Genomic DNA, 13,946 nt, shown 5'->3' with positions numbered 1-13,946 from the left:
AGGACATGGGCGGCGGCAAGACGCAGATCGGAGGCGGCCGGCCGGGCATGACGACCGTCGTCCCGACGACGGACGGCAAGTGGCTGCTCCCGTACGAGTTCTGGGGCGGCGGAACCAACACCCGGTACGTGATCGCCGACGACCCGCTGAAGTTCTACCGCGGCTCCACGGACAACCCCGTCACCTCACTGCCGGTCGACACCGGTTCGCGTCGTCTCGCAGTCAACGGCAGCCCGGTCGTCATCAACCTCCCCGACGGGCGCCTGGTGTACAACGCCGCAGGCAGCGGCAACGTCTGGGTCAACGAGAGCGGACGCAGCGACGGCGTGTGGAAGGAGTACCAGACGACCTCGCCGGCCGGCTACAGCCGCAACCTGCAGTACGTCGAGGGCACCGGCCGCATCTCGATCCTCAACCACCAGGGCACCTCGACGATCCGGTACTCCGAGGTCGACCAAGGCCGCTCGGAGGGCGCCTACTACCAGCTCGTGAACCGCAAGACCGGGCAGGTCATCGGCACCGGTGGCAAGACCAACGACGCCAACATCGGCAACGGGGACGTTCCCGACGTACGCCTGGAGGACGCCGGCTCGGCGGCGAACAAGGACACCCAGTACTGGCACGTGGTGAACGCGCCGAAGGGCGGCACGACGCTGCTGAACAAGTCGGGTGGCCGCATGGCAGGCATCTGGACGGGGAACGCGACGGTGGGCCAGCGGATCGGCCAGTGGGTCGACAACAGCCCTACGGGCGTCTGGAACATCAGCAAGACCGCCGACGGCTACTACAAGTTCCAGGCGGCCAAGAACTCCAGCGTGTTCCTGACGGGCGCATCCGCCGGGGCGCCGCTGACCTTGCAGAACGCGGTCGAGGACGGCTCGCAGGAGTGGCAGCTCGTCCAGCAGGCGCCGGCCTCCGCGGACCTGACGAAGGACAGGCGGTCGAAGCGTCTGACCGCGAGCAGCGTCGGGAGGAACGCCACCCTGTCGCTGAACGCCGCCGCCTCGGACCCCGCGGGCACGGCCCTGCACGCGAACACGACCGGCCACGTCTACGCGTACGCAGCCGACGGGAAGGCCACTGACCTGGGCCCGGTCTCCTTCGACGAGGCCCAGCAGGGCAGCGTGACGCTTCCGAAGACGATCGCGGGCGGAGAGAAGATCAAGATTGCGGTGGTCTTCGACGACACACCGCTCATATGGGACACGGTCACCGTTCGGACCGCTGCCACCGAACGCTGATCCACGGCTCCTCGGGGTGAGCCGGCTCGCCGGCTCACCCCGGCCTCAGCCGCGACGTCGGCCTCACCAGGTGACGGGCAGTTCGTACACGCCGTAGATGAACCCGTCGTGCTTGAACGGGATGTCGTCCAGCTCCGCCGCCAGGCGCAGGGTGGGGATGCGACGGTAGAGGGTGCTGTAGACGACCTGGAGTTCCATGCGCGCCAGGGACTGGCCGAGGCATTGGTGGATGCCGTAGCCGAAGGTGACATGGCGGCGGGCGTCGCGCCCGAGGTCGAGCCCGTCGGGGTTGTCGCCGAAGACGGCGGCGTCCCGGTTGGCGGTCTCGTTGACGACGACGATTCCCTCGCCGGCGCGGATGACCTGGCCGCCGATCTCTAGGTCCTCCAGCGCCGCCCGCCGCGTTCCGCCGTGTGTGATGGTCAGGTAGCGCAGCAGCTCGTCCACCGCGCCGGCGATGAACTTCGGGTCGTCGCTCTCGCGCAGGCGGGCCAGCTGCTCGGGGTGTTCCAGCAGGGCGAGTGTGCCCAGCGCGATCATGTTCGCGGTGGTCTCGTGGCCGGCGAACAGCATCAGCACACCCATCTGCACCGCCTCCTGGCGGGACAGTTCACCGTCCTTGATCCGCCCGGTCAGCCCGGAGAGCAGGTCCTCGCCGGGGTCGTCGAGCTTTTCGCCCACCAGCCCGTCCAGGTACTGGTACAGCCGGATCATGGCGTCCCGCCGCTCCTCGCCGGTGGAGTCGCGATTGATGATGACCTTGCTGTTGCGCTGGAAGAAGTCATGGCTGTCGTACGGCACTCCGAGCAGCTCGCAGATCACCAGCGAGGGCACCGGCAGCGCGAACGCCTCGACCAGGTCGGCCGGTTTTGGACCCGCCAGCATCGCGTCGATCTGCTGGTCCACGATCCGCTGCGCGACCGGCCGCATCGCCTCGACCCGCTTGACGGAGAAGGCGCCGGTGACCATCCGCCGCAGTCGGGCGTGCTCGGGGTCGTCCATCAGGATGAAGCTGAGCGCGGGCGCCGTCTGGTCGGCGTGCACCTCCGAGGGGGAGAGCTTCGGCATGCCGGGGGTGGCCGGGGCGACACTGACCCTCGGGTCGCTCAGCACGGCCCGGTGCTCGGCGTACCCGGTCACCAGCCACGGGGTGCTGCCGTCCCACAGGCGCACCCGCACCACGGGCCCCTCCTCCCGCCGGGCCCGCATGGCCGGTGCGGGATCGAAGGGACATCCCGGCGCCCGGCTCGTGCCGAACTCCGGAAGCGTCTCAGCCATCGACTTCTCCATCGGCGTTCCCTTCAACTCATCGGCGCATCACGGCACTTGACCATCATGGTTCCGGTGCGGCGCGGAGCGGAAGGAGAGAAGCGGCCGGGTGGCGCAGTTGCAGGGTGCTGACCTTCGCAGTCGGCGCCTTGGCGATGATGCGGGCTTCGGCGTCCGCTGACCGGTCCGGGTTCCGGCAGGCCAGTACGACGGTGGCGCCGCGCTGCGCGAACACCTGGGCGGTCTCGAAGCCGAGGCCGGAGTTGGCGCCGGTGATCACGACGGTTCGGCCTCGCTGGTCGGGTACCTCGGCCGAAGTCCACCGCCGGGTTGCCGTCCCGTGGCCGCCCATCAGCCGCAGCCCCCCGCGTGCCCCTGGTCGACGGTGGCGGTCGTGAGGAGTTCGGGGGGCAGGTGCTGGGCGCGGATGCGGGAGACGAAGGCGGGGAGGCGGTCGACGCCCCAGTACTTGTCGAAACCGTCGATGAAGTAGGGCACGCCGAAGACGCCGTCGCGGTGGAGGAGTTCGATGGAGGCGAGGCCTTCGGCCCGTACGGCCGGGTCGGTGGCCGCGTTCGAGAAGGGCTCGGGGTCGAGGCCGAGGCCGGTGGCGAGGGTCGCCATGACGGCGGGGTCGGAGATGTCCTTGCCCTGTTCCCAGCGGGCGCGGTAGACCGCGTCGATGAAGGGGCGGCCGTGGCCGAGTCGGTTCGCGACCAGATAGGCGAGGTGTGAGACCTCCCAGTTCGGATCGGGGTCCTGCGGCCAGACCATGTCGAGATCGCGTTCCCGGGCCAGCCTGCGCACGTCCTGAAGGATGTAGAGGTGCTTCTCGCGCGACATCGGTACGTAGGGGAGGCGGATGCCCCGCTCGGTCAGGTCCTGGGCGGTGGGCTCGTCGGGCTCCCAGAAGGGGAGCCAGTCGATGGCGTCGGCGACGTCGGGGTAGCGGTCCGTCAGGTCGCGGTAGGCCATCCAGGAGTACGGGCTGCGGAAGGAGAAGTACCAGCGCGGGGCGCGGCGTCGGGCCATGGTTCCGGGGCTCCTTGAAGAGGTGGTTCGGCGCGGAGGCGGTGCAGGGCAGCCGGTTCGGCGCGGAGTCGGTTTCAGCGCAGGCGAAGCAGGGCGCAGCCGACCGAGCCCGTGCGGTCCACGGAGGTGATCAGGCCGATCCGGCCGGTGGCCGCGGACACGTCCTGCTCGTCGGACGGATGCTGCTCCTCGGACGGGTGCGTTTCGGCGTACGCGAGCAGGGACGCCGTCTGGAAGCCGGCGGCAGCCGCTCCGGTGTCGCCGATCAGCTCATGGGGGGCGAGGTCGACCGCCCCGGTCTCGCCCAGGACGTCCGCGATGGCGAGGAGCTCTTCGGCCCCCGCCCGGCCGGTGCTGCAGGAGCGGGCGATCGCCACGATCTGCCCCGGGTCCACCGGGGCCTGGGCCAGGGCGCGGCGCAGACAGGAGGAGAGGGCGGCGCGCACGTCCTCGCCCAGGATGACGCCCAGTTCGACAGCGAGGATCTCGGCGAGCACCGGCTGGTCGTCGGCCCCGGCGGGTTCGATGAGCAGCATGGAGCTGCCTTCGCCGAGAGGGGCGGAATCGGCGGAATCTGAGGAGTCGGCCGAGGCGGAGTGGTGCTCCAGCCAGGCGCGGGCCGGCGAGAACTCCTCGGCCGTGCCGCACAGCACACTCTCCGCATGGCCCGAAGCCAGCAGCCTGCGCGCGTAGTTGAGGGCGTGCAGTCCGGCCGCCCGGCCGCCCGCGATCGTGGTGTTCGGGCCCTTGAGCTGGTACCAGATCGCGCTCTGGCCGCTGGCGCAGTTCATCACCGTGTTGGGGAACTGCGCGGGGTCGACGAAGAACGGCTGCTCACCGGTGAGCGAGTCGCGGGTGAAGTCCATCATGCTCTGCGCGCTGCCGGTGGTGGTGCCAAGGGCGAAGGCCGCTCCTTCTCCGGTCCCCACCCGCTGATTGCGCTCGCTCTCGCCGAGCAGCGCACCGACCGCGGTGACCGTGAGACCGGTGACCCGGTCCATGGAACGGGTTCCCTTGCGGCCGAGAGCCGCGCGGATGTCGAAGCCGGGTACCAGGCAGGCGGTCGGCTCCGGGGTCTTGTCGTACGAAGGGCCGAGCGGCGCCGTGGTGTCGCGGCGCTCCCGGATGCCCTCGGTGAACGCGGCCCGGCCGACGCCGAACGGCGAGACGGCGGACCAGGCGGTGATGACCGGGCGGCGGCCGACCGTTGCGGTAGCACTCATGATCGTCACGTTTCTGTGGTGAGGGTTGCTTGCAGAACGGGCGGAGGTGCCATGTCTGACGTCAGTTCGGACGTCAGTACCGAACCGAGGAAGGCCCGCAGTTCGGCGCCGAAGGCAGCCGGCTCGTCCACCATCGGGAAGTGCCCGCTGCGCCCGAGCACCCGCAGCCGTGCGTCGGGCAGCGCGCCGGCCAGCGCGATGGCGTGCTCCGCCGGCGTGGCGATGTCGTGCTTACCGCCGATGACCAGGCAGGGGACGGCGATGCGGGCCGTCCGCAGCTCGGGCGTGCGCAGGAACAGGTCGAAGAACCGGATCCAGCCGTACGGGCCGATCCACTCCCTGACCCGTTCCGCCATGGCGACTTCGGTCTCCGCCGACACCCGGCCGCCGGAGTGGGCCCTGATGCCCTCCTGAAGGATCAGATGGAAGTCGTTGAGGTAGTGGGTGATGGTCCCCCAGTCGAACTCCTCGGCCGTGCCCCGATAGAAGGGTGAGACGAGGACGAGGGCGCGGATGCCGAAACGGCTGAACGGATCGCTGAACGCGTCGCCGTCCACACGGCCGCTCCGGTCGAGCAGTTCGAGCAGCACATTGGACGACATCGAGTGCGCGACCACCACATCCACCGGGCCCGGTACGGAGACCAGCGCCTCCTCGACCCACGGGGTGAGGTCCGCGCTCCGGCCCCAGCCGGTGACGCCCTGGCCGCGCCAGGGGAGCCCGGCGGACCAGACCTCGTGGTCGGGGGACAGCTGCCGCGCGGTCTCGTCCCACACCGTGTCGGTGCCGGCGAGGCCGTGCAGGAACAGGACCTTGGGGGCGCCTGCTGCGGCGGCACCGGGGTGCCGCCGCAGCACGACGGGAGCCGACGGAGCGGGGGGACGCATCACCGTGGGCTCCCCGCAGGAGCGAGCAGGGACACACCGGAGGTGGCGCCACGCAGGCCCGCGCCGGCCACCGCGTACACAGGGCCCGTACCGCCCTCGTCGAACCATCCGGTCGCCGCCGCGCACTGGAGCACGCCAAGGGCGCCGGACGCCTGGCCGAGTCCGGGACCGAAGCCGTCCCGCGGCACGCCGGGGAGCAGATCGTCGGGCAGCACGCCGGCGGCGCCCTGCGGGATCTGCCAGCGGACCGGTGCCGGGCCGTCCGTGCCACCGAGGTCCTCGACACAGGAGCGCACGCCGTCGGTCATCGCATAGCCGCCGTAGACGGCGCGGACGTCGGCCGACCGGTTCCGGGCGGCCTCGTCCCGCTCGACCACGACGGCCGCTCCGCCGTCCACGCCCGTACGACCGTCACCGAGAAGGCGCCGTACCGCGTCGTTGTCCGGCTCCACGCCGATCACCAGAACGCGGTCGACCCGGCCCGAGCGGATCATGGTGGCGGCCCAGTGCATGGCGTCGAGGCCCGAGGTGGCGCCGTTGCAGACCATCAGATTGGGGCCGCGCAGGCCGAACCTGATCGCCACCGAGGAGGCGATGACATTGCTGGACGCGTTCGGCAGGTCCATCGGTGAGGTGGCCGCGACCGTCTGGGCCCTGATGGTGTCCACGGCGCCGGTCACGGTGTCCAGATTGCCGAAGTTGGAGCTGGCGACGACACCGACGCTCGTCCCCGGCACGGTCAGCCCGTCCTCGTCGAGCAGCCCCGTGTCCATCAGGGCGCCGGAGGCCAGGCAGTACGCGAGCTGGGTGGCCCGGTCCTTGTAGCGCAGGCCCTTCTTGCCGACCAGTACCTCCGGTGCGACGGGCTGTCCGCTCGTCCCGGGTCCCGCGGCGAGCGTCGCAGGGGTGTCGGCGCCGGGGACCAGGACGCTGACGCCGGTGATGACGATCGCGCCGGCCGCAGTGAGGGTGTGCACAGTGCTCATCGGGCTGCCTCCACGATCGCGACCGCGTTGATGCCGCCGAAGCCGAAGGCGTTCAACTGCATGGTCTCCAGCTCGGCTCGGCGCTCGGCGCCGGTGACGAAACGGAAGGCGGCGGCCTCGTCCACCGGGTCGTCCAGGCCGACCGTGGGCGGTATCCGCCCCTGGTCCATGGCCTTCAGGCCGACCACGAGATTGAGCAGGCCCGAGCCGCCGGAGGTGTGTCCGGTCATCGACTTGATGGCGGTCATCAAGGGCTTGTCCGCGTCGGGGCCGAGCACCTCGGCGAGCGCGATGGCCTCGGCCTCGTCGTTGAGGAGCGTGCCGGTGCCGTGCAGCATCACCAGATCGATGTGCCCGGGTTCGATCTCCGCGGCGGTGTACGCCTGCCGCATCGCCTGGGCGATGCCTTCGGGCGAGGGCGCGGTGGCGTGGAAGGCGTCGCAGTTGACCGAGACGCCGCGCAGCCGTCCGTGCACCTGCTGACCGTCGTTCCCGGCGTCCTCTCTGCGGAGGACGACGGCGGCGGCGCCGTCGCCCATGAGCACACCGGTGCGATGGCGGTCGAAGGGCCTGACCCGCTCGGGCGCCACCGGGTGCACCCGCTCCAGCAGTCCGTACATGCTCTCGGTGAGCACGTCGACACCGGCCACGATGACGGTGTCGGGACCGTCCGGCCCGGCCAGCAGATCCGAGCCGAGGGCGAGCGCGTACAGCGAGGCGGAGCAGGCGTTGGAGAAGGTGTACGTCTGCTCGGCGCCGAACCGCTCCCGCAGGGCAGGCCCGAAGTGCAGCCCGTGCTCGGTGAGTTCGGCCTCTCCGCGCCACCACAGTTCCAGGGAGCGCAGCTCGCGCAGTCCCGTGCCGACAAGTACGGGGATGCCGCGGAGATCCTCGCCGAGGCCGGCGTCCTTGGCCGCCTGGCCGACCGCGTCGAGGAGCAGAGCGGTGGCCCGGGCCGGGACATCGACGCCGACGGCCGGCCGGTTGTCGACCTCGTAGGCGTACTGGGCGCGGAAGTTGGCCCGGTCGAAGCCGCGCAGCGGGGCGTGGCCGGTGACGCCGGCGCACAGGTTCTCGAAGAGATCGTCGATGCCCCTGCCCGTGCTCGCTGTGGCGCCGACGCCGGTGATGGACTGGCTCAGCACAGCGCGTCCTCCTTCACTCGTATGGGATCGGCCGTGGCGTCGTAACGGCCGAGGAGCAGCACCGCGTTGTTGCCGCCGAAGGCGAGCCCGTTGTTCTGGACGACCCTCAGATCGGCCTCGACCGTCTCGTTCGGCACGCAGTCGACGGGGCACTCCGGGTCGGTGGTGACGTGGTTGATGGTGGGCGGTACGAAGCGGTTGTCGATGGCGAGCGCGCAGCCGATCGCCCCGAGCGCACTGGCGGCGCCCATGCTGTGCCCGAGCATCGACTTCACCGACACCGTGCGCGGCGGGGTGTCCCCGAACACCTGGCGGATGGCGCCGACTTCGGTGACGTCGTTGGCCTTGGTGCCGGTGCCGTGCGCGGAGATGAGGTCGACCTGTTCCGGCTTGACGCCGGAGTTCTCCAGGGCGCGCTCCATGACACGGGCGACGCTCGCCCGGTTGGGGGCGACCTGGTGGTACGCGTCGCAGTTGAGGCCGTATCCCAGCACCTCGGCATAGATGTGCGCGCCACGGGCGAGGGCGGAGTCAAGACGCTCCAGTACGAGGACGCCGGCGCCCTCGCCCGTCAGGATGCCCTTGCGGTCGACGTCGAAGGGCTGGCAGCGGTCCGGGGCGATGGTGCCGAGCCGGTAGAAGCCGGTGAACGTCTTGCGGCACATGGCGTCCGCGCCGCCGCAGAACGCGAACTCGGCCTCACCGGAGGCGACGGCGTCGAAGCCGTAGCCGATGGCGTAGTTCCCGGCCGCACAGGCGGTGGGGACGGTCACCGCCTCCACATCGCTGAGGCCCAACTCCTGGGCGATGGCCACCGAGAGCCGCCCCGCGGGAACCCGCCGTACGGCCACCGGGTCCATCCGCTCGGCGCCCTCGGTGATCTCGGCCTCGACGAGGTGGTCGAGATCGTAGGACTCCCCGTCGGTGGTGCCGATGGAGATCAGGCCGCGCCGCTCACGGAGCCGCCCGAGGTCGAGTCCCGAGTCCTCCAGGGCCATGCGGGCGGCGGCCACCGAGAACTGCGTGGCCCGGCCCAGCTGGTCCAGTTCGAGCTCCGTGACCCACTGCGCGGGGTCGAACCCGGTGACCTCGCATCCGGTCGAGTGAGAGAACCCCTCCGTGTCGAACACGGTGATGGGCTTGGCCCCGCTGCGGCCCTCCCTCAGCCCCCGCAGGAACTCGGTGACGCCGAGGCCGATGCTGGAAACCACACCGAATCCGGTGAGGACGACCCGGTGGCGTGCCTCTTCCCCGGCCGGCCCGATCGCTCGCTGTGCTGCGTGCTGTGCTGACATGCCACCCTTCCGATACACAGTCGTTGGTCCTCACCCGGATCCGGGCGGGCGCGGGCCCTACCAGCCGGCGGCCTCGGCCACGACCTGGTAGACGCCCTCGATGTTCACCATGCGAGGCAGTTCGCTCTGGTTGATGACGACGTTGAACTGCTTCTCCAGGGCGGCGAGAATCTCGATCGCGCGCAGCGAGTCCGCGTTGTGGTCCTCCTTGAACAGGCTGGTCCTGGTGACCTCGTCCTCCTCTATCTCGAGGATGTCGCAGACGATTTCCTTGATGCTTTCGGTGCGCTCGGCAAGCTCGGTGGACATGCTTTATCTCCTTGAGAAACGTCCTCGGGAAGAAATGTGCTGGGGAAAGGAATGCGCCTGGGATTCGATGCGCGTATCGCTTTCCGTGACTTGATTCTTGACCGCCGCACAGGGAATCGGCCCGTCGGCGGCAGGAAGTTGTCAGTGAATTGCTCAGGCCTGCCGCAGGCGGTCGGCGGGGCGGCGGGCCAGCACGGCCTGGTCCACCGTGAGGACGAGTGCGCCGCGCACCCGCGTGGTGCCCTCGAAGATCTGGATGTCGTCGATCGTGCGGGCCAGCCGGACGGAGTGTTCGAGGGTGTCGCCCGGGAACACCGGCGGCCCGAAGGCCAGTCGGGTGTAGCTGCCCAGCATCAGGACCTCTTCGGCGAGCACATCCGTGTTGGCCTTGCCGGCCGTGGCGAGGACGGCCGCGGCCTGGTTGAAGGACTCCATCAGCGGGCCGATGGGATAGGCGTACGCGGCCGGGTCCTTCACCTCGGTATCGAGGTGCCGGTACCAGGGTTCGCCGTAGGTGACCGCCTTCTCGGCGGTGACCTGCTCGCCGGGGGTGAAGGACAGCACCCGGTCGATCAGCAGCATCTCGTCCCGGTGCGGGATGCGGGCCATCAGCTCGGGCAGGGACAAGGGGCCCAGGCCCGTGGGGAGTTCCAGTGGTCCGGAGAACTCGGGCAGTGCGAGAGGGGATACGGCGCCGGCGTCCTCGTACCGCAGCCGGATCCTCGCCACCTGCTCCCGCTCGGTGGCGGCGGTCACCCGGCACACCCACCCCGCCGCGTCCTGCGTCCAGCGGAGCGAGAAGGTCAGGGTGTCGCCCGGGTAGGCGGGGCGCAGGAAGCGGGACGATTCCAGTCCGGCCAGGCGCAGTCCGGAGGCGTTGGACGGGGGCCGGTCAAGCGCTGCCTGATGGGCCGTCTCGACGAGGAAGACTCCGGCGAAGATCGGGAAACCCCGGTAGTGGCCGTTGAACACGGGCTCGGCGGGATCGAGCGGAAGCTCGACCGCGCAGGTCCGGGCGGCGCCGTCGGCCCGTACCACCGTGTAGGGGGTACGGACCGACCGGCACCGTTCATGGCCGCTCATCCCGTGACTTTCCCGAGAAGCAGGCTGTAGGTCTGGCCGAAGTTGGTGATCTCGCCGAATTCCTTCTCGGAAATCTTGACGCCGAACTTCTTCTCCAGCTGGACCATGATTTCCAGGCCCATGAGCGAGTCGACACCGAGGTCGTCGACATAGCGGGCGTCATCGGTGACGTCCTCGATCTCGACGTCGAGGGCGTCGGCGACGAGTGCGCGCAGGGATTCCTTTTCGAGCGTGGCAGTGGTCATTTCTGCTTCCTTATATGAGGTGTGTGAGGTGTGTGAGGTGTCGGATATGCAGGCGTGAGGCAGGGGATGCGTTCACGCCGCGATGAGATTCCAGGGCTCCGGCAGCCGCTTCGCGTGCCGGGGTTTCGCGTCGGCCCACCAGCGGACCGAACGGGCAAGGAGGGCGGCCGGATCGCCGACCTTTTGCGTCGGTTCGAAGGGGGCCGGGATGCTGGTGTAGCTCTCGAACATGCTGAGCAGTTGGACCGCCCGCTGCTGGACGTCCGAGAGGTGCGGTGTCGACAGCGGAAGGAAGAAGCCGTGCCAGTGGGCGGCAGGGATGACGGGGGCGAGCGGGATCGGCGCGATTCCCCGCTCGTCCCGCCATTCGTTGATGGTCCGGGTGATGACGGCGACCATGTCCGAGACCCGCAGACAGTCCTCGCCCGCGGCGATCGTCTCCACGGCCTGCCCGGCCGGCGGCGCCCCGAGTGCGGCGGCCACGATGACCTCGGCCACCTGGTCCACGGGTGAGATCTCGATGAAGCCGTCCGGATCACCGACCAGCGCCGGTGCCAGGCCCGAGACCAGGGACTGCACCATCGCGTACGGGCCTGAGAGGCGGGCTATCGCGCCATCGGTGCTGCGGCCGAAGACCAGCGGGGGCCGCACGATGGTCAGCGGTCCCGGATGCCGGGTCCGTACGAGGTTCTCGGACTCGGCCTTGGACCACTCGTAGCCGTTGCGGTACCGGCCGTACTCCGGATCCCGGGTGGCCCCCTCCTGTCCGTCGACGTACGCCGTCGAGATGTGGACGACATGGGTGTCGGCGTCGGCGAGTTCGAGGACGGCCTCGGTGGTGCGGACATTGGCGGCGATCGCCTCGTCCTTGGTCATCGTCCACCGGGTGGAGGCGGCGCTGTGGATCACCACGTCCCAGTGCTGCCGCAGCTCGGCGGGAGCGGGCTCGGCGCCCAGTACCCAGCCGGTCTCCTCGGGACGCGAGGGACGCCGTGTCACGGCGGTGACCTCGGTCTTCTCCCCGAACTCGGCCAGCTGCGCGAGGACTTCGCTGCCCACCACGCCACCGGATCCGGTCAGCAGGATCTTCATGTGGTGCTCCTCGGTGCGATGCCGGCCTGGCCCGAGGTGGTGCGTTCGCCGATCCGGGCCAGCGCGGACTCGGTGAAGCCGCGCAGCGTGCGCTCGGCGATCGGGCCGAGCATGGCGTCCATCAGCGGGATGCCGATCTTGAAGTCGATGTGCAGCTCGACGGTGGTGAGCGGGCCGTCCGTGCCGATCTGCCAGTGGCCCGTGCAGTGGGACAGCGGGCCCTCGGTCTGGCGGAAGTCGATGCGGCGCCGCTTGTGGTCGATGGTGTCCTCCTCCACCCATTCCAGGCGCGGCCCGGCGGACGCCACTTCCGCCGCGGGCCCCAGCAGCACGGCCCAGCGGGTGGTCCGCCGGTCGCCGTCCTGGTGGAGGATCTCGGCCTCGGCGACCTCGGGGACGTACGACGGGATGGACGCGCAGTCGAGCAGCGAGGCCCAGAGCCGGCCGGGGGACTCCCCGGTCGTCTGGCGCGTGGTGATGATGGGCACGGTCGGTCAGTCCTTTGCGTTCGGTGACAGGCCCAGCTCCGGCAGATCGCGGAACTCGGCGTCGAGGTCGGTGAGATGGTCGCCCCGCGCGCTCTCGTGCAGGTCCTTGGAGCGGATGCACAGCAGCGCGATGACGGCGCCCACGGCGGTCACGGCCGAGGACGCGATCAGTACGTCGTGCAGACCGTCGACGAAGGCGGACTGTGCCGCCTCGGTGACCTTCACAGTGATGTCCGGCGGCAGGGCCTCGGCCATCTCGCCGACGGCACCCGTGGCCACCGCGTCCCCGAACTGGTCGGCCCTCGGGCCCAGTTCGCCCGCGACGGACGACGCGGCGAAGGAGTCGGCGACCCTGCTCTGGAAGACCGCGCCGAACACGGCGATGCCCAGGGCGACGCCGACCTGCTGGAAGGTCTCGGCGATCCCGGAGGACATGCCGGCCTTCTCCGGCTCCACCATGCCGACCGAGAGGGCGGCCCGCAGCGGCTGGTAGATGCCCATGCCGACACCGGCCACGAGCATGCTGGGCAGCAGCACGGTCCACTCGCTGTCGTCCCGCACCAGGGTGACCAGGCCCAGGCCGACCGCCATCAAGGTGCCCGAGAGCACCGCGAGCAGCTTCGGTGACACCCGGGCGGTCAGCAGGCCGGTGACTCCCGCGACGACGAACAGCGTCAGCGTCATCGGCAGGAAGCGCACACCGGTCTCCAGCGGGCTGAAGCCCAGCACGTTCTGCAGATAGGAGATCTGCAGGAAGATGGCGCTCAGGACGGTGGAGTTCCACAGCAGAGTGGCCACGGACATGCCGTTGAACGTGGGGATGCGGAACATCGACAGATCGAGCATGGCCGCCGAACCGCGACGGCGCTCGATGACGACGAACAGCACCAGGAGCACGCCCGAACCGACGAACATCGAGACGATGGGCGCGCTGCCCCAGCCCTCCGCGTGCCCCCGCAGGAAGCCGGTCACCAGCAGGCCGAGCGCGCTGGAGAAGACCACCAGACCGGCCCAGTCGATGGGGTGGCTGTCCGGGTTGCGGGACTCGCGGATGCGCAGCGCCCCGATGATCAGGGCCGCGGCGCCGATCGGCACGTTCACCAGGAAGATCCAGCGCCAGTTCAGCGCGTCGGTGAGCGCGCCGCCGATCAGCGGGCCGAAGGCGATCGCCAGGCCGACGACACCGCCGAAGATCCCGAAGGCCCGGCCGCGGTCCTTGCCCCGGTACTCATGGCCGATCAGCGCGGGACCGACCGCGAAAAGCACCGCGGCGCCCACACCCTGCAGCCCACGGGCGAGATTGAGCTGCAGGATGCTCTGCGAGAGACCGCACCAGAGCGAGGCCAGAGTGAAGACGACGAAGCCGATGTTGAAGACCCGCTTACGGCCCAGCCGGTCGGCGAGCGAGCCGCCGGTGAGCAGGAACGCGGCCAGCGTCAGCGCGTACGAGTCGAGGACCCACTGCAGCTCGGAGAAGTCGGCGTCCAGCGAGACCCGCATATCGGGCAGGGCCACGTTGACGACGGTGAGGTCGAGCATGAGCATGAACGTGGCGATGCAGACCACGCCCAGCGTCCAGCCGCGGGCCGAGGCGGCGGATTCGCCGTCGGATGCCGCTACTTCTTCTTGTGTTGCCATGAAGTGCTCTCCT

The 13,946-nt window shown here is 70.0% G+C and carries 15 protein-coding genes; 1 reads left to right on the top strand and 14 read right to left on the bottom strand.

Going from position 1 to position 13,946, the window contains the following annotated elements:
* Positions 1 to 1,241 (top strand): RICIN domain-containing protein (locus tag G5C60_RS33520; RefSeq protein ID WP_165264788.1); only part of this gene is annotated, 1,241 nt, incomplete at its 5' end.
* A gap of 63 nt (positions 1,242 to 1,304) precedes the next feature.
* On the opposite strand, the gene G5C60_RS33515 is transcribed toward G5C60_RS33520, so the two are convergent.
* From G5C60_RS33515 to G5C60_RS33450, 14 genes are all read right to left on the bottom strand, one after another.
* Positions 1,305 to 2,519: a cytochrome P450 gene (locus G5C60_RS33515; RefSeq protein ID WP_241267274.1), complete on the bottom strand. Its 1,215-nt coding sequence runs from the start codon at positions 2,517 to 2,519 to the stop codon at positions 1,305 to 1,307.
* A 55-nt stretch (positions 2,520 to 2,574) separates the two neighbouring features.
* Entirely contained in the window at positions 2,575 to 2,862 is a 288-nt protein-coding gene (locus G5C60_RS33510; protein WP_165264786.1) for an SDR family NAD(P)-dependent oxidoreductase, read from the bottom strand.
* A complete protein-coding gene (locus tag G5C60_RS33505; protein ID WP_165264785.1) occupies positions 2,862 to 3,542 on the bottom strand; it encodes a 2-hydroxychromene-2-carboxylate isomerase in 681 nt (226 codons plus the stop codon). Before G5C60_RS33505 ends, G5C60_RS33510 begins: the two co-directional genes overlap by 1 nt.
* A gap of 74 nt (positions 3,543 to 3,616) precedes the next feature.
* The gene (locus tag G5C60_RS33500; RefSeq protein ID WP_165264784.1) at positions 3,617 to 4,765 is read right to left on the bottom strand and encodes a beta-ketoacyl synthase N-terminal-like domain-containing protein; all 1,149 of its coding nucleotides are present in this window, start codon (positions 4,763 to 4,765) and stop codon (positions 3,617 to 3,619) included.
* A 5-nt stretch (positions 4,766 to 4,770) separates the two neighbouring features.
* Entirely contained in the window at positions 4,771 to 5,652 is an 882-nt protein-coding gene (locus tag G5C60_RS33495) for an alpha/beta fold hydrolase (RefSeq protein WP_165264783.1), read from the bottom strand.
* Entirely contained in the window at positions 5,652 to 6,638 is a 987-nt protein-coding gene (locus G5C60_RS33490) for a beta-ketoacyl synthase N-terminal-like domain-containing protein (protein WP_165264782.1), read from the bottom strand. The genes G5C60_RS33495 and G5C60_RS33490 overlap by 1 nt, the downstream gene beginning before the upstream one ends.
* The gene (locus G5C60_RS33485) at positions 6,635 to 7,780 is read right to left on the bottom strand and encodes a beta-ketoacyl-[acyl-carrier-protein] synthase family protein (RefSeq protein ID WP_206440311.1); all 1,146 of its coding nucleotides are present in this window, start codon (positions 7,778 to 7,780) and stop codon (positions 6,635 to 6,637) included. The genes G5C60_RS33490 and G5C60_RS33485 overlap by 4 nt, the downstream gene beginning before the upstream one ends.
* Positions 7,777 to 9,078 carry a beta-ketoacyl-[acyl-carrier-protein] synthase family protein gene (locus tag G5C60_RS33480; protein ID WP_165264780.1) on the bottom strand — a complete coding sequence of 434 codons (1,302 nt, stop codon included), beginning with the start codon at positions 9,076 to 9,078 and terminating at the stop codon, positions 7,777 to 7,779. Before G5C60_RS33480 ends, G5C60_RS33485 begins: the two co-directional genes overlap by 4 nt.
* A gap of 57 nt (positions 9,079 to 9,135) precedes the next feature.
* On the bottom strand, positions 9,136 to 9,387 hold the full coding sequence (locus G5C60_RS33475) for an acyl carrier protein (RefSeq protein ID WP_165264779.1): 252 nt from the start codon (positions 9,385 to 9,387) through the stop codon (positions 9,136 to 9,138).
* A gap of 153 nt (positions 9,388 to 9,540) precedes the next feature.
* The gene (locus G5C60_RS52485) at positions 9,541 to 10,470 is read right to left on the bottom strand and encodes a 3-hydroxyacyl-ACP dehydratase FabZ family protein (RefSeq protein ID WP_241267273.1); all 930 of its coding nucleotides are present in this window, start codon (positions 10,468 to 10,470) and stop codon (positions 9,541 to 9,543) included.
* Positions 10,467 to 10,715 carry an acyl carrier protein gene (locus G5C60_RS33465; protein WP_165264778.1) on the bottom strand — a complete coding sequence of 83 codons (249 nt, stop codon included), beginning with the start codon at positions 10,713 to 10,715 and terminating at the stop codon, positions 10,467 to 10,469. Before G5C60_RS33465 ends, G5C60_RS52485 begins: the two co-directional genes overlap by 4 nt.
* A gap of 72 nt (positions 10,716 to 10,787) precedes the next feature.
* On the bottom strand, positions 10,788 to 11,807 hold the full coding sequence (locus G5C60_RS33460; protein WP_165264777.1) for an SDR family oxidoreductase: 1,020 nt from the start codon (positions 11,805 to 11,807) through the stop codon (positions 10,788 to 10,790).
* Positions 11,804 to 12,295, bottom strand: a complete 492-nt coding sequence (locus tag G5C60_RS33455; RefSeq protein ID WP_165264776.1) for an SRPBCC family protein — start codon at positions 12,293 to 12,295, stop codon at positions 11,804 to 11,806. The genes G5C60_RS33460 and G5C60_RS33455 overlap by 4 nt, the downstream gene beginning before the upstream one ends.
* Positions 12,296 to 12,301: 6 nt before the next feature.
* A complete protein-coding gene (locus G5C60_RS33450) occupies positions 12,302 to 13,933 on the bottom strand; it encodes an MFS transporter (RefSeq protein WP_206440306.1) in 1,632 nt (543 codons plus the stop codon).
* Between the last annotated feature and the right edge of the window lie 13 nt (positions 13,934 to 13,946).

This window comes from Streptomyces scabichelini (assembly GCF_011045015.1).
Lineage (GTDB): Bacteria > Actinomycetota > Actinomycetes > Streptomycetales > Streptomycetaceae > Streptomyces > Streptomyces scabichelini.
This window is presented reverse-complemented; position numbering and strand designations above follow the sequence as displayed.